The sequence below is a fragment of the Variovorax sp. PDC80 genome (assembly GCF_900115375.1).
Classification (GTDB): Bacteria; Pseudomonadota; Gammaproteobacteria; order Burkholderiales; family Burkholderiaceae_C; genus Variovorax.
The window spans coordinates 760,139-777,135 of record NZ_FOWG01000003.1 but is presented as its reverse complement, the minus strand read 5'-3'; the positions used below and the strand labels follow the sequence as shown (position 1 = coordinate 777,135).

Annotated in this window: 16 protein-coding genes; 3 read left to right on the top strand and 13 right to left on the bottom strand. The window is 67.1% G+C overall.

Annotation, left to right across the window (positions count from 1 at the left end; all coding sequences use genetic code 11):
- Nucleotides 1-81 precede the first annotated feature (81 nt).
- The 13 genes from BM109_RS13440 to gyrA form a co-directional block, all read right to left on the bottom strand.
- The gene (locus BM109_RS13440) at nucleotides 82-591 is read right to left on the bottom strand and encodes a TRAP transporter small permease (protein WP_093343416.1); all 510 of its coding nucleotides are present in this window, start codon (nucleotides 589-591) and stop codon (nucleotides 82-84) included.
- Between the two features lie 22 nt (nucleotides 592-613).
- Nucleotides 614-1,582 (bottom strand): TRAP transporter substrate-binding protein, encoded by a 969-nt coding sequence (locus BM109_RS13435; RefSeq protein ID WP_093343415.1) that lies wholly within the window; start codon nucleotides 1,580-1,582, stop codon nucleotides 614-616.
- Between the two features lie 235 nt (nucleotides 1,583-1,817).
- On the bottom strand, nucleotides 1,818-2,144 hold the full coding sequence (locus BM109_RS13430; RefSeq protein WP_093343414.1) for a ComEA family DNA-binding protein: 327 nt from the start codon (nucleotides 2,142-2,144) through the stop codon (nucleotides 1,818-1,820).
- Between the two features lie 146 nt (nucleotides 2,145-2,290).
- Entirely contained in the window at nucleotides 2,291-3,469 is a 1,179-nt protein-coding gene (gene lapB / locus BM109_RS13425) for a lipopolysaccharide assembly protein LapB (protein ID WP_093343412.1), read from the bottom strand.
- Nucleotides 3,459-3,800 carry a LapA family protein gene (locus tag BM109_RS13420; RefSeq protein WP_093343411.1) on the bottom strand — a complete coding sequence of 114 codons (342 nt, stop codon included), beginning with the start codon at nucleotides 3,798-3,800 and terminating at the stop codon, nucleotides 3,459-3,461. The genes lapB and BM109_RS13420 overlap by 11 nt, the downstream gene beginning before the upstream one ends.
- A gap of 84 nt (nucleotides 3,801-3,884) precedes the next feature.
- Nucleotides 3,885-4,202, bottom strand: coding sequence for an integration host factor subunit beta (locus BM109_RS13415; protein WP_057589604.1), 318 nt, complete (start codon nucleotides 4,200-4,202; stop codon nucleotides 3,885-3,887).
- Between the two features lie 75 nt (nucleotides 4,203-4,277).
- Complete coding sequence (gene rpsA, locus BM109_RS13410; RefSeq protein ID WP_093343410.1) at nucleotides 4,278-5,966, bottom strand: 30S ribosomal protein S1; 1,689 nt, start codon at nucleotides 5,964-5,966, stop codon at nucleotides 4,278-4,280.
- A 197-nt stretch (nucleotides 5,967-6,163) separates the two neighbouring features.
- Nucleotides 6,164-8,176, bottom strand: coding sequence for a bifunctional 3-phosphoshikimate 1-carboxyvinyltransferase/cytidylate kinase (locus BM109_RS13405; RefSeq protein ID WP_093343409.1), 2,013 nt, complete (start codon nucleotides 8,174-8,176; stop codon nucleotides 6,164-6,166).
- 1 nt (nucleotide 8,177) lies between these two features.
- Nucleotides 8,178-9,071: a prephenate dehydrogenase gene (locus tag BM109_RS13400; protein ID WP_093343407.1), complete on the bottom strand. Its 894-nt coding sequence runs from the start codon at nucleotides 9,069-9,071 to the stop codon at nucleotides 8,178-8,180.
- Between the two features lie 19 nt (nucleotides 9,072-9,090).
- Nucleotides 9,091-10,212, bottom strand: a complete 1,122-nt coding sequence (pheA, locus tag BM109_RS13395; RefSeq protein WP_093343406.1) for a prephenate dehydratase — start codon at nucleotides 10,210-10,212, stop codon at nucleotides 9,091-9,093.
- Between the two features lie 19 nt (nucleotides 10,213-10,231).
- Nucleotides 10,232-11,362: a 3-phosphoserine/phosphohydroxythreonine transaminase gene (gene serC / locus BM109_RS13390; RefSeq protein ID WP_256222548.1), complete on the bottom strand. Its 1,131-nt coding sequence runs from the start codon at nucleotides 11,360-11,362 to the stop codon at nucleotides 10,232-10,234.
- 1 nt (nucleotide 11,363) lies between these two features.
- Nucleotides 11,364-11,948 carry a DUF2059 domain-containing protein gene (locus BM109_RS13385; protein WP_256222547.1) on the bottom strand — a complete coding sequence of 195 codons (585 nt, stop codon included), beginning with the start codon at nucleotides 11,946-11,948 and terminating at the stop codon, nucleotides 11,364-11,366.
- A complete protein-coding gene (gyrA, locus tag BM109_RS13380) occupies nucleotides 11,945-14,590 on the bottom strand; it encodes a DNA gyrase subunit A (RefSeq protein ID WP_093343403.1) in 2,646 nt (881 codons plus the stop codon). Before gyrA ends, BM109_RS13385 begins: the two co-directional genes overlap by 4 nt.
- A 225-nt stretch (nucleotides 14,591-14,815) precedes the next feature.
- Between gyrA and ompA the strand changes: the two genes are divergently transcribed.
- From ompA to BM109_RS13365, 3 genes are all read left to right on the top strand, one after another.
- A complete protein-coding gene (gene ompA, locus BM109_RS13375; protein WP_093343401.1) occupies nucleotides 14,816-15,475 on the top strand; it encodes an outer membrane protein OmpA in 660 nt (219 codons plus the stop codon).
- Nucleotides 15,476-15,606: 131 nt separating this feature from the next.
- Nucleotides 15,607-16,329 (top strand): bifunctional 2-polyprenyl-6-hydroxyphenol methylase/3-demethylubiquinol 3-O-methyltransferase UbiG, encoded by a 723-nt coding sequence (gene ubiG / locus BM109_RS13370; protein WP_093343400.1) that lies wholly within the window; start codon nucleotides 15,607-15,609, stop codon nucleotides 16,327-16,329.
- Nucleotides 16,326-16,991 carry an HAD-IA family hydrolase gene (locus BM109_RS13365; protein WP_093343398.1) on the top strand — a complete coding sequence of 222 codons (666 nt, stop codon included), beginning with the start codon at nucleotides 16,326-16,328 and terminating at the stop codon, nucleotides 16,989-16,991. Before ubiG ends, BM109_RS13365 begins: the two co-directional genes overlap by 4 nt.
- Nucleotides 16,992-16,997 lie beyond the last annotated feature (6 nt).

The window sequence follows — 16,997 nt, the reverse complement described above, 5'->3', positions numbered from 1 at the left end:
CCCGAGAGCGTGAGGCCGATCCACACGCCGCTGCCCAGGATCAGGAACAGCGAGAGGATCAGCAAGCCGGCGATGGCGATGTCACTCATGGCGCAGCGCCTCCGTGCCCGCCACCTTGGCCGGGCGGCCGCGCCACTCGATCACGAACTCGTCGATCGCGGCGATCGCGAAGACGATGACGCCGAGCGCCATCGACAGCTGCGGAATCCACAGCGGGGTGGCGTCGTTGCTCGTGGAGATGTCGTGGTAGTCGAACGACTGCCAGGCCAGGCGCACGCTGTACCAGGCGAACAGCAGCGCCAGCAGCGCCGCCGCGCCCATGGCCCAGCGTTCGAGCCAGCGCTGCGCGGCGGGCGGCAGGTTCTGCAGCACCAGCGTCACGCGGATGTGCTCGGCGCGCTTGAGCGTATGGGCCAGCGCGAGGAAGCCCGCGCCGGCCATCAGGTAGCCGGCGTAGGCGTCGATGCCGGGGATGTTGAAGTGGAGCTGGCGGCCGATGATGGACAGGAGCACCGCCACCAGCAGGCCCACCATGAAAAGCGCCGCCAGGGCGGCGGCGCTCATGTAGAGAAAGTCGAGCGTCTTGCGCATCGGGTGCCGTCAGGAGGTCCGCTCACATCTTCTTGTAGGCCTCGACCACGGCCTGTCCCTCGGCGCCGGCCTTCTCGGTCCATTCCTTGATCATGGTGTCGCCGACCTTCTTCATGTCGGACTTGAGCTGGGCCGAGGGTACGTGCACCGTCATGCCGTTCTTCTTGAGCAGGTCGAGGTACTCGAGGTTCTTCTTCTTCGACAGGTCCCAGCCGCGCTTCTCGGCATCGGCCGCGGCCTTGAGCACGGCGTCCTGCGTGGGCTTGTCGAGCGCGTCGAAGGCCTTCTTGTTCATCAGCACCGCGTTCTTCGGCAGCCAGGCCTGGGTGTCGTAGAAGTTCTTGATGTACTCGTAGGTCTTGGTGTCGTAGCCGGTCGAGCCCGAAGACATGTACGACTCGATCACGCCGGTGGCCATGGCCTGCGAGAGTTCGGCCTGCTGCACGGTCACGGGCTGGGCGCCGACCAGTTCGCCGATGCGCGCGGTGGCGGGGCTGTAGGCGCGCCACTTCACGCCCTTGAGGTCGGCGGCCGAGGCGATCTCCTTCTTGACGAAGATGCCCTGCGGCGGCCAGGCCACCGTGTAGAGCAGCTGGATGCCCTGTTCGGCGAGCTTCTTCTCGAGCGCGGGCTTCTGCGCCTGGTAGAGCTTCCAGGCCGCGTCGTAGCTGTCGGCCAGGAAGGGGATGCCGTCGGCACCGAAGAGCTGCCACTCGTTCTGGTAGTTCACCAGCAGGATCTCGCCGAGCTGCGCCTGGCCGCCCTGTACCGCGCGCTTGATCTCGGGCGCCTTGAACAGCGAGGCGTTCGAATGCACCGTGATCTTGAGCTTGCCCGCGCTGCCCTTGTCCACGTCGCTCGCGAACTGCGTGATGTTCTCGGTGTGGAAGTTGCTGGCCGGATAGGCGGTGGGCAGGTCCCACTTGGTCTGGGCGAAGGCCGCGGCGCCGAGGGTGAGGCCCGCGAGGGCAATGCCGAACTTGTGATTCATGAGCGCTCCGGTACGTGTGAAAGTGAAAACGAAAGCGAGCATACGTGCAAATTCCGGGCCACTTGCTGAGGCATTTCCCTGTCATGGCGCGCGCGGGCGTCGCGTGCGCGGGGTGGCTTCGGGATGAAGAAAGCCGCCGCGCGGAAGCTCCGCGGGCGGCCCTGGCGAGGCCCGCCGCGCGGCCTCGCGAACCCGTCATGGACCTGCCGATGCGGGTCTCGATCGGCCTCGCTCCTTACGGCTTGGCCGCGCTCTTGGTCGCCTTGTCGCTCTTGGCGGCCACGGGCGCCTCGCCGCCCGCGTAGGCCTTGCCGTTGACCGTGAGGCCTTCGGCCGAGAGCTTGGCCGCGGCCTTCTCCTTCACGCCCTTCACGCGCTGCATGAGATCGGCCCAGTCCTTGAACTCGCCCTGCTTGCGCGCGTCGAGGATGCGCTTGGAGAGCGCGGGTCCCACGCCCTTCAAGCCGTCGAGATCGGCTTCGCTGCCCTTGTTGACATCGACCGCCGCGAACGATGCGACAGCGAACAGCATGGCGGCCGTGGCCACGATTTTCTTGAACATGTTTGAACTCCCTCGTTGATGCTTTTGATGCGCCGACAAGACGTCGGCTTCGGCTCAACGAGGGCTCGGAACAGGGCGTTGACGGCCGCGCGCCAGCGGCCACCATTGTTCAGCAAGGTGATCGAAGGTCTCGCCTCCGAGGCCGATCAGAGCTCTTCGACGCGGCGCGGCGGATAGCTGTCCCAGGCCTGGCAGCCGGGGCAGTGCCAGAAGTACTGGTGCGCCTCGAAGCCGCAGGCCGCGCAGCGGTAGCGCATCAGCGGCCGCGTGGCCTGGTCGAGCGCGCGCTGCACCTGCGGATGGAACTGCTCGTGCTCGAAGCGTTCGCCCGCGAGCCAGCGCGAGGCCGCGACCAGCGAGGGCTGGTGCGCGAGGTGCGCGATGTAGCCGTCGCGCGGCACGGGCGGTTCGCCCTCGGCCTCGGGCGTGGTGCCGGCGGGCGCGCCGCCGAGCGCGATCAGTGCTTCGAGCACGTCGATCGACGGCGATTCGGCATAGCGTCGTTGCAGCAGCGCGAGCGCCTCGGGTTCGCGGTGGGCGGCCACGGCGGCCTGCTGCAGCGCGGCGGCATACAGCGGCAGCGCGAGCGGCGCGGTGTCGCTCAGCGTCACCAGGGTGTCGAAGGCAGCGCCGGCTTCGCCGCTGCGCAGCTGCAGGGTCGCGGTGTCGATCGCCGGGCGCGGTGCCTGCGGTGCCTGGGCCACGGCCTGTTCGAGCAGGCGGCGCGCGGCCGCGAGGTCGCCCATGCCGACCTGTTCGGCGGCCTGCTCGCACAGGTGGTGCGCGCGGCGCGTGCCGTAGCTGGCCTGGTCGGACTCGTCGAGCTTGCGCGCCACGTCGGCGGCCTGGCTCCATTCGCGCGAGCGTTCGTAGATGGCCAGCAGCGCGAGCCGCGCCTCGTTCTCGTAGCGCGTGCCCTCGAGCTTCTGCAGCGCGGCTTCGGCGCGGTCGAGCAGGCCGGCGCGCAGGAAGTCCTGTGCCAGCGCATGCTGGGCACGCTCGCGGTCGCTGCGGCTCAGGTCGCCGCGGCCGAGCAGGTGCTCGTGTACGCGCACCGCGCGCTGGTATTCACCGCGGCGGCGGAACAGGTTGCCGAGCGCGAAGTGCAACTCCTGCGTGTCGGGGTCGTTCTGCACCGCCTCGATGAAGGCGTCGATGGCCTGGTCCTGCTGCTCGTTGAGCAGGAAGTTGAGGCCGCGGAAGTAGGCCTTGGGGGCCTGGCGGTTCTCGAGCTTGAGTTGGCGGATGTCGAAGCGGGAGGCCAGCCAGCCCAGGACGAAGGCGACGGGCAGGCTGATCAGCAACCAGCTGGGATCAAAGTCCATGTTGGCGTACGGCGGGAAGGTCGGTGGCGGCGATGGTCGGTGCCGGGGCTGCCGCCGGCGCGGCGGCCGGGGCGGAGGAGGCGGCGGCGCTGCCCGCGGTCGTGGCCGGCAGTTGCGCGGCGGCGCTGCGGTGCTTCCACCAGCCCGGCAGCATGCCGAGCGCGCCCACCACGAGGCCGCCCGCGAAGGCGGCCAGCACGACCAGCACCAGCGGCGCGCGCCAGTAGGTGCCGAAGAAGAAATAGACGGTCGCGTCGTGCTGGTTGTTCAGCGCGAAGGCGAAGAGCGTAAAAAAAATGGCTGCCTTGAGCAGCCACAGGAGGTATTTCATGCGCGGTCCCGTTGGCGGGACGATTCTACGTTTGCACCTGCGCCGGACGGTCCGCGCCGATGGAGGGGCCGTTGGCGGCTGGACTCAGGCCTTCGGCGTCGTCTTGATGCCGAGTTCGGCGCTGCGGGCGTCGACCGCCTCGCGCAAGGCCTTGCCGGGCTTGAAGTGCGGCACGCGCTTCTCGGGAATCTGCACGCTCTCGCCCGAGCGCGGGTTGCGGCCGATGCGCGGCGGACGCCGGTTGACCGAGAAGCTGCCGAAGCCGCGGATCTCGATCCGGTGCCCGCGCACCAGGGCATCGCTCATCGCGTCGAGGATGGTCTTGACGGCGTATTCGGCATCCCGGTGGGTGAGTTGCGCAAAGCGCGCTGCGAGTTCTTCGACGAGGTCAGAGCGGGTCATAGGTCAAAGCAAAAAGCAGGGGCGAAAAAAAAGACAGAGAGGCCACCAGGGCCTGCTCTGTCTTCGGGCGACGGCTTACTTGTTGTCGCTGTTGTCGAGCTTGGCGCGCAGCAGGGCGCCCAGGCTCGTCGTGCCCGCGTTTTCGCGTGCCGACTGCTGGCTCAGGTTGGCCATGGCGCCTTGCTCGTCGACCATGTCCTTCTGCTTGATCGACAGCTGGATGTTGCGGGTCTTGCGATCCACGTTCACGACGATGGCGGTGACTTCGTCGCCTTCCTTCAGCACGTTGCGGGCATCTTCGACGCGGTCGCGCGAGATTTCCGAAGCACGGAGGTAGCCGATGATGTCCTCACCCAGGTCGATTTCAGCGCCGCGGGCGTCGACCGTCTTGACCTTGCCGGTCACGATCTGGCCCTTGTCGTTGACCGTGGTGAAGGTGGTGAACGGGTCGCTGTCGAGCTGCTTGATGCCCAGCGAGATGCGCTCGCGGTCGACGTCGACGGCCAGCACGATCGCTTCGACTTCCTGGCCCTTCTTGTAGTTGCGAACGGCGGTTTCGCCGGCTTCGTTCCACGAGAGGTCCGAGAGGTGAACCAGGCCGTCGATGCCGGCAGCCAGACCCACGAACACGCCGAAGTCGGTGATCGACTTGATCGGGCCCTTGACGCGGTCGCCACGCTTCGTGTTCTGAGCGAACTCTTGCCACGGGTTGGCCTTGCACTGCTTCATGCCCAGGCTGATGCGGCGCTTGTCTTCGTCGATTTCCAGGACCATGACTTCGACTTCGTCGCCCAGCGAGACGATCTTGTTCGGAGCGATGTTCTTGTTGGTCCAGTCCATTTCGGAGACGTGCACCAGGCCTTCGATGCCGGGTTCGAGCTCGACGAACGCGCCGTAGTCGGCGATGTTCGTGACCTTGCCGAACAGGCGGGTCGATTGCGGGTAGCGGCGCGAAACGCCCATCCACGGGTCGTCACCCATTTGCTTGAGACCCAGCGAGACACGGTTCTTCTCGGTGTCGAACTTGAGGATCTTGGCGGTGATTTCCTGGCCGGCCTGAACGACTTCGCTCGGGTGGCGGACACGGCGCCATGCCATGTCGGTGATGTGCAGCAGGCCGTCGATGCCGCCGAGGTCCACGAACGCACCGTACTCGGTGATGTTCTTGACCACGCCGCGGACAACAGCGCCTTCCTTCAGGGTTTCCATCAGCTTGGCGCGTTCTTCGCCCATGCTGGCTTCGACCACGGCACGGCGCGACAGCACGACGTTGTTGCGCTTGCGGTCGAGCTTGATGACCTTGAATTCGAGGGTCTTGTTCTCGTACGGGGTCAGGTCCTTGATCGGACGCGTGTCGATCAGCGAACCCGGCAGGAACGCGCGGATGCCGTTGACGAGCACCGTGAGGCCGCCCTTGACCTTGCCGCTGGTGGTGCCGGTGACGAAGTCGCCCGATTCCAGCGCCTTCTCGAGGGCCAGCCACGAAGCGAGACGCTTGGCGGTGTCGCGCGAGAGGATGGTGTCGCCGTAGCCGTTTTCAACGCTGCCGATGGCAACGGAAACGAAATCGCCGGCCTGGACTTCGAGCTCGCCCTTGTCGTTCTTGAACTCTTCGATCGGCACATACGCTTCGGACTTCAGACCGGCGTTGACGACGACGTGGTTGTGTTCGACGCGCACGACTTCGGCCGTGATGACCTCGCCGGTGCGCATTTCGGAACGCTTCAGGGACTCTTCGAATAGGTCGGCAAAAGATTCAGACATTTATGGTTCCTTCCGTCAGGCAGGGTTGGCAGGCGCTCTAGCGACATTGCATGCGACTGCGCTGGATCTGGAGACGGCGGTTGGTTGTGGGCGGAAGCCCGGTTGGTTGAACAACCAGAAGGCCGGTGCGCTGTCGCGCGAAGGGAGCCTTCTGGAGCGGTAGGCGCCCCCCGGAACACCCGGTGGGCGCGAGCCTTTCAAGCGGACTCGAAAGGCTGCACTTGTCGCCACCAGTCCAACACCGTGTCGATAGATTGCTCGATCGAGAGCTGGGAGTTGTCGAGGTGGCGCGCGTCCTGCGCCGGCTTCAAAGGGGCGACGCTGCGGGACGAGTCCCGGGCGTCACGCGCCTCCAGATCGGAGCGAAGACTGTCGAGTGTAGTCGAAATACCCTTTGAAATCAACTGCTTATGGCGCCGCTCGGCGCGCTGGGCGGCGCTCGCGGTCAGGAACACCTTGAGCGCGGCGTCGGGGAAGATCACCGTGCCCATGTCGCGGCCGTCGGCCACCAGGCCCGGCAGCTGGCGGAAGCGCTGCTGCAGGCCCAGCAGCGCCTCGCGCACGGCCGGCAGCGTGGAGACGCGCGAGGCGTCCATGCCGGCGGCCTCGGAGCGGATCAGCTCGCTGACGTCCTCGCCGTCCAGCAGCACCTTGCCCTCGGTGAACTGCAGCGGCAGGGCGGTGGCCAGCGCGGCGATCTGCGCCTCGTGCGCGGCGTCGGCGCTCAGGCCGGCGCGGCGCATGGCCAGCCCGGTCACGCGGTAGAGCGAGCCCGAATCGAGGTAGTGGTAGCCCAGCAGGCGCGCGACTTCGGAGGCCAGCGTACCCTTGCCCGAGGCGGTCGGGCCGTCGATGCTGATCACCGGGATGTCGGCGGCCGTGGAGACTGAGAACAGGGTCTCGAAGTAGTCGGGGAAGGTCTTGGCGACGCAGTGCGGCTCGAGGATGCGCACCGGCACCCGTGCCGGGTTGAAGGCGGCGAGCGAGAAGCACATGGCGACCCGGTGGTCGTCGTAGGTGTGGATGCTCGCGGGCCGCCAGCCGGCCGGCGCCAGCGGATGCACGCGGATGAAGTCGGGCCCGGCCTCGACCGTGGCGCCGAGCTTGCGCAGCTCGTTGGCCATGGCGTCGATGCGGTCGGTTTCCTTGACGCGCCAGCTCGCGATGTTGCGCAGGGTGCTGGGGCCGTCGGCGTAGAGCGCCATCACGGCCAGCGTCATCGCCGCGTCGGGGATGTGGTTGGCGTCGAGGTCGATGGCCTTGAGCGGCCAGGCGCCGCGGCGCACCGCGAGCCAGTTCGGGCCGCTGTCGATCTCGGCGCCCATCTGGCGCGCGGCGTCGACGAAACGGATGTCGCCCTGGATCGAATCGGCGCCCACGCCCTCGATCCGGATGCCTTCGGGCCCGGAAGCGGCCGTTGCGATGGCGCCCAGCGCGATGAAATAGCTGGCGGACGAGGCGTCGGCCTCGACATGGATGTCGCCCGGCGAGCGGTAGCTGCTGCCGGCGGGGATCGTGAAGCGCTCCCAGCCGTCGCGCCGCACCGCGATGCCGAAGCGCGCCAGCAGGTTCAGCGTGATCTCGATGTAGGGCTTGGAGATCAGCTCGCCGACGACCTCGATCGTGATGTCGCTTGCCGCTGCGAGGGGTAACGCGAGCAGCAGGGCGGTCAGGAACTGGCTCGAGACGTCGCCGCGCACGCGGATCGGGGCGTCGAGCACCAGTTCGCCGTGCGGCACCGGGTGGATGCGCAGCGGCGGATAGCCGGGATTGCCGAGGTAGTCGATGCGGCAACCCAACTGGGTGAGGGCATCGACCAGGTCGCCGATCGGGCGTTCGTGCATGCGCGGCACGCCGCGCAGTTCGAATTCGCCGCCCAGCAGCGACAGCGCCGCGGTCAGCGGCCGCATCGCCGTGCCGGCATTGCCGAGGAACAGCGACAGCAGCTCGGTGTTGCCGATCGCCCGGCCGCCGATGCCGGTGATGCGCACCAGCGTGCCGGCGGGTTCGACGCCGCAGCCCAGCGCGCGCAGCGCATCGAGCATGACGCGGGTGTCGTCCGAGTCGAGCACGTCGTGCAGGGTGGTGGTGCCGCTCGCGAGCGCGGCCAGCAGCAGCACGCGGTTCGAGATGCTCTTGGAGCCGGGCAGCTGCACCGTGCCCGAGGCACCGGTGAGCGCGGGGAGATCGAGGAAGGCCGAGGCGTACATCTCAGGCGTCCTGCTGCGAATCGTGCGACGACGAGGCGCCGGGCTGCCAGGCGGCCCGCACGCGGCGGGCGCGCTCGATCGATTGCTCGAGAGCCTGCGATTCGCCCTCGGCCATGGCGTTCTCCATCTCGAGCAGCGCGGCGCGGAAGGCGCGCGACTGCGCCAGCACCTGCTCGCGGTTGGCCAGCAGCACGTCGCGCCACATCACGGGGTCGCTCGCGGCGATGCGCGAGAAGTCGCGAAAGCCCGGGCCGGCCAGGCTCAGGAAGCGCTCGCCCTGCGGCTGGCCGGCGAGACCGTTGACATAGGCGAAGGCCAGCAGGTGCGGCAGGTGGCTCACGGCGGCGAAGGTGCTGTCGTGCTCCTCATGGGTCATGGTGAGCACGTTGGCGCCGATGCCGCTCCAGACCTGCGAGGCGCGCTGCACGTTCGAGCGCAGCGTGGACTTGATCGGCGTGAGCACCACGTGGCGGCCGGTGAACAGCGAGGCCTCGGCATGTTCGATGCCCGAGACCTCCTTGCCCGCGATCGGGTGTGCCGGCACGAAGTTGCCGAGCTGGCCCTGCAGGCCGCGGCGCGCGGCCTCGATGACATCGCCCTTGGTGGAGCCGACGTCCATCACCAGCGCGTCGCTGCCGATGCCGTGGCGGATCGCCTTGAAGGTGGCTTCCGAGGCCGCCACCGGCACGGCCAGCAGCACGATGTCGGCGCCCGACACCGCCAGCAGCGCCGAGGGCGCGGCGACGTCGATCACGCCGAGCTGCCGGGCTCGTTCCGTGGTGGAGGGCGACTTGCTGTAGCCCACCACCCGTTTCACCAGCTTGGCGCGCTTCAGCGCCAGCGCGAAGGAGCCGCCTATCAGGCCGCAGCCGATCAATCCCAGTTGCTCGAACATGTGCTTGCTTGCGACGGACTCAGGCCTTGACGGGGTAGGCGCCGAGCACCTTGTAGAACGCGCAGAGACCGCGCAGTTCGGCCAGCGCCGCGGCCACGTTGGGCTGCGAGGGATGGCCGTCGAGGTCGATGTAGAAGTAGTACTCCCACTGCCCGGTGCGCGCGGGGCGCGACTCGAAGCGGGTCATCGACACGTTGTTGACCTTCAGCGGCACCAGCAGGTCGTGCACCGCGCCCGGCCGGTTGGGCACCGACACGATCAGGCTGGTGCAGTCGCGGCCCGAGGCGGGCGGCATCGCGAGCGTCTGCGGCAGGCAGATCACCGAGAAGCGGGTGCGGTTGTAGGAGTCGTCCTGGATCGCGTGGGCCACGATATGCAGCCCGAAGCGCGTGGCGGCACGTTCGCCGGCCAGCCCCGCGAACGCCGGGTTGGCGGCCGCGAGGCGCGCGCCCTCGGCATTGCTCGACACGGCGCGGCGCTCGGCATGCGGCAGGTGCTTGGTCAGCCAGCCCTGGCACTGGGCCAGCGCCTGCGGATGGGCCAGCACGGCCTCGATGCCCTCGAGCGAATTGCTGCTGCGCAGCAGGTGGTGGCGCACCAGCAGGCTGACTTCGCCGACCACGTGGGTGGGCGAGTGCAGGAACAGGTCGAGCGAGCGCGTGACCACGCCCTCGGTCGAGTTCTCGACGCCGACCACGCCGTACTGGGCGCTGCCGGCGGCGGTGGCGTGGAAGACCTCGTCGAAGCTGGCGCAGTAGATCAGGTCGGCGGCGCCGCCGAAGTACTCGATGGCCGCCTGCTCGCAGAAGGTGCCTTCGGGGCCGAGCACCGCCACGCGCTGCGGCGACTCGAGCGCCAGGCAGGCCGACATGATCTCGCGCCAGATGGCGGCCACGTGCAGGTCCTTGAGCGGACCGCCGTTGCCCTTCTGCATCTTGTCGATGACCTGGGCCACCCGGTCGGGGCGGAAGAAGGGCGTGCCTTCGCGCTTCTTCACTTCGCCGACCAGCTCCGCCACGTGGGCCCGCTCGTTGAGCAGGCGCAGCAGTTGCTGGTCGAGCGAATCGATCTGCACGCGCAGATCGGCGAGGCTTTCGGAATGGTCGGGGGAGGAGGGCTGGGTAGGAGCTGGGGCGGTCATCGGTGAGGTTCGCGCGCGTCTAGGCGTGCGACCGCTCGAATTCTCGCATGTAGCTCACCAGGGCCTGCACGCCTTCCAGGGGCATGGCGTTGTAGAGGCTGGCACGCATGCCGCCCACCGACTTGTGACCCTTGAGCTGCAGCAGCCCCGCCGCGCGGGCGCCCGACAGGAAGGCCTCGTTGCGGGCCTCGTCGCGCAGGAAGAACGGGATGTTCATGCGCGAGCGGCAGCCCGGGTCGATCTTGTTCAGGTAGAAGGACGACGCATCGATGAAGTCGTACAGCAGCTTCGCCTTGGCGATGTTGCGCTGCTCCATCGCGGCCACGCCGGTCGCCGTGCCCTCGGTCTGCTCGCGCAGCCACTGGAACGTGAGCCCCGCCATGTAGATGCCCCAGGTCGGCGGGGTGTTGTACATGGACTGGTTGTCGGCCACGGTCTTGTAGTTGAACGCGCTCGGGCAGATCTCGAGGGCATGGCCCAGCAGGTCCTCGCGCACGACGACGATCGTGAGCCCGGCCGGGCCGAGGTTCTTCTGCGCACCGCCGAAGGCCAGGCCGACGCGGCTCCAGTCGACGCCGCGCGAGGCGACGTGCGAGGAGAAGTCGATCACCAGCGGCGCCTTGCTGCCGAGGGCGGCGAGGTCGGGCAGCTCGTGGAACTCGATGCCGTTGATGGTCTCGTTGCTGCACAGGTGCACGTACGAGGCGTTGCCGGACAGCTGCCAGCTCGCGGGATCGGGCAGGCGCGTGTGCTGGTCGTCGGCGTTGCTCGCGGCCACGCGCGCGCTGCAGTAGCGCTGCGCTTCCTTGTGCGACTTGATGCTCCAGCTGCCGGTGATCACGAAGTCGACCGTGCCGCCACGCGACAGGTTCAGCGGCACGATCGCGTTCTCGCCGAGGCCGCCACCCTGCATGAACAGGATCCGGAAGTTGGCGGGCACCGCCAGCAGCGCGCGCAGGTCGGCTTCGGCCTGCGCGTAGATCTCGCCGAACTCCTTGCCGCGATGGCTCATCTCCATCACGCTCATGCCGCTGCCGTGCCAGTCGAGCATTTCGGCGGCGGCGCGTTGCAGCACCGCCTCGGGCATGGCGGCGGGGCCCGCGGAGAAGTTGTAGGGGCGCGGGCCGGCCGGCTTCTGCGGGGCGTTCACGTCACTTCTTGGCGGGAGCCTTGGCCGGTGCCTTGGCGGGCGCGGACGGCGCTTCGGTCGGGGCACCCAGCGCCTTGGCGACGTTGGTGTCGAGCGCCTGCATCTTCGGCTCGATGGAGCTGCGGGTTTCGGCCACCAGCTTTTCCGTCAGCGCGGTCTGCATCTTGGGGTTCAGGTCCTGGTACTTCTTGCTCAGCGGCGAGTTGATCCAGGCCAGCAGCTGCTTGAGTTCGTCTTCGGTGAAGGACTGCTCGAGCAGCGGGGTCAGCGTGGTCGGGGCCAGTTGCACGGCCTTGTCGCGCACGATCGGGTAAGCCTCGTCGTAGTACTTCTTGAGCTCGGCATCGGCGGCCTTGGCAGCGGCTTCGCGCTTGGCTTCGGGCACCTGGGTCTGCAGGTACTGCGAACCGGCCTGCGCGATCGGGGCGCTCGACTGCTCGACCAGGCCGCGGGCCAGGGCTTCGATGCCGGGGCGCTGCAGGTCGAGGAACTGCTTGATGAGCGTGGCCTTGTCCTGGGCCAGGGCGCCCATCGAACTGCCAGCCAGGGCGATGGTCAGGAGTGCGAGCTTGATTTGTTTTTTCACTGAGGATTCTCCGTTGAAGATGTGGAAGTGTCGTCTGCGCCGGGCTCGGGTTCGCCATTGGCATCGTTTTCGACGATACGTTGCAGCCCGCTGAGTTTGGCACCTTCGTCGAGCCCGATCAGCGTAACGCCTTGCGTCGCGCGACCCAGTTCACGAATCTCGGCGACTCGGGTGCGCACCAGCACGCCCTTGTCGGTGATGAGCATGATCTCATCGTCCGAATGCACGAGTGTGGCGGCAACGACCTTGCCGTTTCGCTCACTCTGTTGAATCGCGATCATGCCTTTGGTTCCACGGCCGTGGCGCGTGTATTCCGTAATGCTTGTTCGCTTTCCGTAACCATTTTCCGTGGCCGTGAGCACGCTCTGCTGCTCGTCCTCGGCCACCAGCATGGCGATCACGCCCTGGCCTTCCTCGAGCATCATGCCGCGCACGCCGCGCGCGTTGCGGCCCATCGGGCGCACGTCGTTCTCGTCGAAGCGCACCGCCTTGCCGCCGTCGCTGAACAGCATCACGTCGTGCTTGCCGTCGGTGAGGGCGGCGCCGATCAGGTAGTCGCCCGCATCGAGGTCGACTGCGATGATGCCGGCCTTGCGCGGGTTGTTGAACTCGTCGAGCGTGGTCTTCTTGACCGTGCCCATCGAGGTCGACATGAACACGTACTGGTCGGCCGGGAAGTTGCGCTTCTCGCCCGTGAGCGGCAGCGCGACGTTGATCTTCTCGCCCTCGGCCAGCGGGAACATGTTGACGATCGGGCGGCCGCGCGAGCCGCGCGAGCCCGCCGGCACTTCCCACACCTTGAGCCAGTAGAGCCGGCCGCGGTTCGAGAAGCACAGGATGTAGTCGTGCGTGTTGGCGATGAAGAGCTGGTCGATCCAGTCGTCTTCCTTGGTGGTGGTGGCCTGCTTGCCGCGGCCGCCGCGCTTCTGCGCCCGGTATTCGCCGAGCGGCTGGCTCTTGATGTAGCCGCTGTGCGAGAGCGTCACCACCATGTCGGTGGGGGTGATCAGGTCTTCGGTCGAGAGGTCGAAGGCGCTGTGCTCGACGAGGCTGCGGCGCGCGCCCACCTTCGACTGGCCGAACTCCTGCTTGAGGGCGCCGAGTTCGTCGCCGATGATGGTCGAGACGCGTTCGGGCTTGGCCAGGATGTCGAGCAGGTCGTCGATCTCGGCCATCACTTCCTTGTACTCGGCGACGATCTTGTCCTGCTCCAGGCCGGTCAGGCGCTGCAGGCGCATCTGCAGGATTTCCTGGGCCTGCGTTTCCGAGAGGCGGTAGAGGCCGTCGTTGCCCATGCCGAACTCGCGCTCGAGGCCTTCGGGACGGTAGTCGTCGGCGCTGATCACGCCGCCATCGGCGCGCGTGCGGGTGAGCATCTCGCGCACCAGCTTGCTGTCCCAGCTGCGCGCCATCAGCTCGGCCTTGGCGACCGGCGGGGTCGGGGCGTTGCGGATGATGGCGATGAAGTCGTCGATGTTCGCCAGCGCCACCGCCAGGCCTTCGAGCACGTGGCCGCGGTCGCGGGCCTTGCGCAGGTTGAAGACCGTGCGGCGCGTCACCACTTCGCGGCGGTGCTGCAGGAAGACCTCGATCAGGTCCTTGAGGTTGCACAGCTTCGGCTGGCCGTCGACCAGCGCCACCATGTTGATGCCGAAGGTGTCCTGCAGCTGGGTCTGCTTGTACAGGTTGTTGAGCACCACCTCGGGCACTTCGCCGCGCTTGAGCTCGATCACCAGGCGCATGCCCGACTTGTCGGACTCGTCCTGGATGTGGCTGATGCCCTCGATCTTCTTCTCGTGAACCAGCTCGGCCATGCGCTCCTGCAGCGTCTTCTTGTTGACCTGGTAGGGGAGCTCGTCGACGATGATCGCCTGGCGCTGGCCGCGGTCGATGTCCTCGAAGTGGCACTTGGCGCGCATCACGACCTTGCCGCGGCCGGTGCGGTAGCCGTCCTTCACGCCGTTGATGCCGTAGATGATGCCGGCCGTGGGGAAGTCGGGCGCCGGCACGATCTCCATCAGCTCGTCGATGCTGGCCTGCGGGTTGCGCAGCAGGTGCAGGCAGGCGTCCACCACTTCATTGAGGTTGTGCGGCGGAATATTGGTGGCCATGCCGACCGCAATACCGCCGGAGCCATTGACCAGCAAATTCGGCAGCCGGCTCGGCAGCACGGCCGGTTCCTTTTCGGAGCCGTCGTAATTGTCCTGGAAATCGATCGTTTCCTTGTCGATATCGGCCAGCATTTCATGCGCGATTTTGGCCAGCCGGATTTCCGTATACCGCATTGCGGCCGCGTTGTCGCCATCCACGGACCCGAAGTTGCCCTGGCCGTCGACCAGCATGTGCCGCATCGAGAAGTCCTGGGCCAGCCGCACGATGGTGTCGTAGACCGACTGGTCGCCGTGCGGGTGGTACTTGCCGATCACGTCGCCGACGATACGGGCCGACTTCTTGTACGGCCGGTTCCAGTCGTTGTTGAGCTCGTGCATCGCGTAGAGCACGCGGCGATGCACCGGCTTGAGGCCGTCCCTCGCGTCGGGAAGGGCGCGGCCCACGATCACGCTCATGGCGTAATCGAGATAACTGCGGCGCATTTCCTCTTCGAGACTGATGGGCAGGGTTTCTTTGGCGAAGGACGTCATTGAGCGAGAGGCTGGCGGCAGGAAGGCGAAATTTTACGCTGTGAGGGGTGTCGCACCGCCGCAACACAAGGGCTCTATTCCGCCTCCGTCCTACGCTTCGTGGCCGCCGTGCGGCCTGTTTGCCAAAGACCCTATGGCACAATCGCCTCAACGTTTTGGGTGGTGGTCACTTAAAGCGTCCTTGATTCGCAGCGCGGCTGCGGCTTTTTCCCCAAGAGGAGAACCATGAAGAAACTGAATAAAGTGGCGATGATGTTTGCAGTCGCTGCGCTCGCCACTGCCGCCGGCGCGCAGACCCGTGTCACCGCTGCGAATGGCGGTCCTACGATCGACAACTGGCAAAACGGCACCGGCGAACTGGTTTGGAAGAACGGCACGAACGAACTGTGCTGGCGCGATGCCAACTGGACGCCCGCCACGGCTGCTGCCGGTTGCGACGGCGCTCTGGTTCCCCCGGCTGCCGCCGTTCCCACGGCTCCTGGCGCGGTTCCCCCGCCCGTCGCTCCCGCTCAACCCCCGGCTGTTGCCGCTTCGAAGGTGACCTTCGCTGCTGACGCATTCTTCGACTTCGACAAGTCGGTGCTGAAGCCTGAAGGCCGCGCGAAGCTGACCGACCTGGTCGAGAAGATCCGTGGCGTGAACCTCGAAGTGATCATCGCCGTCGGCCACACCGACTCGATCGGTTCGGACGCCTACAACCAGCGTCTGTCGGTGCGTCGCGCCGAAGCCGTCAAGGCCTTCCTGGTCTCGAAGGGCATCGAACGCAACCGCGTCTACACCGAAGGCAAGGGCGAGAAGCAGCCTGTGGCTGACAACCGCACCAAGGAAGGCCGCGCCAAGAACCGTCGCGTGGAAATCGAAGTGGTCGGCACCCGCGCCAACTGATAGCTCGATTCCATCGACCCTAAAACCCCGCCTCGGCGGGGTTTTTTTATGCCTGAATCAATGCAGGCTGAAAGTTTTCAAAGAGGCCCATTCGTCATGGGCCGGTCATCGTCCGTTTCATAATCCGTCATATGACAGAAAACGTGAATGCCGATCCCGCCGAACTCGCCAAATTTTCGGAGCTGGCCCACAAGTGGTGGGATATGGAAGGCGAATTTCGCCCTTTGCACGAAATCAATCCTTTGCGCCTGGAATGGATTGAAGGTATTGCGCCGATTTCCCAACGGCGCGTCGTGGATATAGGCTGCGGCGGCGGAATTCTTTCGGATTCGATGGCCCGCAAGGGCGCGGACGTGCTCGGTGCCGACCTCGCGGGCAAGGCCCTGAAAGTGGCGCAACTGCACGCGCTCGAGGCCGGCACGCGCGGCGTGAAGTACCGCGAGGTCAGCGCCGAGGCGCTCGCCGCCGAGCAGCCCGGCAGCTTCGACGTCGTCACCTGCATGGAGATGCTCGAGCACGTGCCGGACCCGGCCTCGGTCATCCAGGCCTGCGCCACGCTGGTCAAGCCCGGCGGCTGGGTCTTCTTCTCGACGATCAACCGCAACCTCAAGTCCTTCATGCTCGCGATCGTCGGCGCCGAGTACGTGATGGGCATGCTGCCGCGCGGCACCCACGAGTACGCGAAGCTGATCCGGCCCAGCGAGCTGGCGGCCTACTGCCGTGCTGCCGGCCTCGACGTGCGGCACACGCGCGGCCTCGAGCACAACCCGATCACGCGGCGCTACTGGCTCAGTGCCGATACCAGCGTCAACTACATGTTCGCCACGCAGAAGCCGGCGGAGGCCCAGGCGTGAAGGGCGTGCCGACCCGCGCCGTGCTGTTCGACCTCGATGGCACGCTGATCGACAGCGCCCCCGACCTGGGCGCCGCGGCGGACCAGATGCGTACCACCCGGGGACTGGCCTCCTACCCGCTCGAGCGCTACCGCCCCATGGCCGGCGCGGGCGCGCGCGGCATGCTCGGCGTGGCCTTCGGCATCACGCCCGATGCGCCGGAGTTCGATGCGCTGCGCGAGGAGTTCTTCGTGACCTACGAGCGCTGCATGTTCAACACCCAGGCCTTCGATGGCGTCCCGCCGTTGATCGAGGCGCTGGTCGCGCGCGGGCTGCGCTGGGGCGTGGTCACGAACAAGTCGAAGCGCTTCACCGAGCCGCTCACGCAGGCGATGCCGCTGTTCGCGAGCGCGGGCGCGGTGGTGAGCGGCGACACCACGCCGCATGCCAAGCCGCATCCCGAGCCGCTGCACGAAGCAGCCCGGCGGCTGGGCATCCCCTCCGAGCATTGCATCTACGTCGGCGACGACGAGCGCGACATCATCGCGGGCCGCGCGGCGGGCATGCGGACCGTGGCCGCGGCCTACGGCTACATGGGCGCGCAGGCCGATGCGACCCGCTGGGAAGCCGATGCCTTGATAACTTCTCCGGGCGAGCTCTTGAAACTGCTGGATAGCGCCTAAAATACG

Coding starts and splice junctions, on each gene's coding strand:
- BM109_RS13435 (WP_093343415.1), bottom strand. CDS start 1,582: ATGAATCACAAGTTCGGCATTGCCCTCGCGGGCCTCACCCTCGGCGCC.
- BM109_RS13400 (WP_093343407.1), bottom strand. CDS start 9,071: ATGTTCGAGCAACTGGGATTGATCGGCTGCGGCCTGATAGGCGGCTCC.
- BM109_RS13405 (WP_093343409.1), bottom strand. CDS start 8,176: ATGTACGCCTCGGCCTTCCTCGATCTCCCCGCGCTCACCGGTGCCTCG.
- BM109_RS13420 (WP_093343411.1), bottom strand. CDS start 3,800: ATGAAATACCTCCTGTGGCTGCTCAAGGCAGCCATTTTTTTTACGCTC.
- ompA (WP_093343401.1), top strand. CDS start 14,816: ATGAAGAAACTGAATAAAGTGGCGATGATGTTTGCAGTCGCTGCGCTC.
- BM109_RS13415 (WP_057589604.1), bottom strand. CDS start 4,202: ATGACCCGCTCTGACCTCGTCGAAGAACTCGCAGCGCGCTTTGCGCAA.
- lapB (WP_093343412.1), bottom strand. CDS start 3,469: ATGGACTTTGATCCCAGCTGGTTGCTGATCAGCCTGCCCGTCGCCTTC.
- gyrA (WP_093343403.1), bottom strand. CDS start 14,590: ATGACGTCCTTCGCCAAAGAAACCCTGCCCATCAGTCTCGAAGAGGAA.
- ubiG (WP_093343400.1), top strand. CDS start 15,607: ATGACAGAAAACGTGAATGCCGATCCCGCCGAACTCGCCAAATTTTCG.
- BM109_RS13440 (WP_093343416.1), bottom strand. CDS start 591: ATGCGCAAGACGCTCGACTTTCTCTACATGAGCGCCGCCGCCCTGGCG.
- pheA (WP_093343406.1), bottom strand. CDS start 10,212: ATGACCGCCCCAGCTCCTACCCAGCCCTCCTCCCCCGACCATTCCGAA.
- rpsA (WP_093343410.1), bottom strand. CDS start 5,966: ATGTCTGAATCTTTTGCCGACCTATTCGAAGAGTCCCTGAAGCGTTCC.
- BM109_RS13430 (WP_093343414.1), bottom strand. CDS start 2,144: ATGTTCAAGAAAATCGTGGCCACGGCCGCCATGCTGTTCGCTGTCGCA.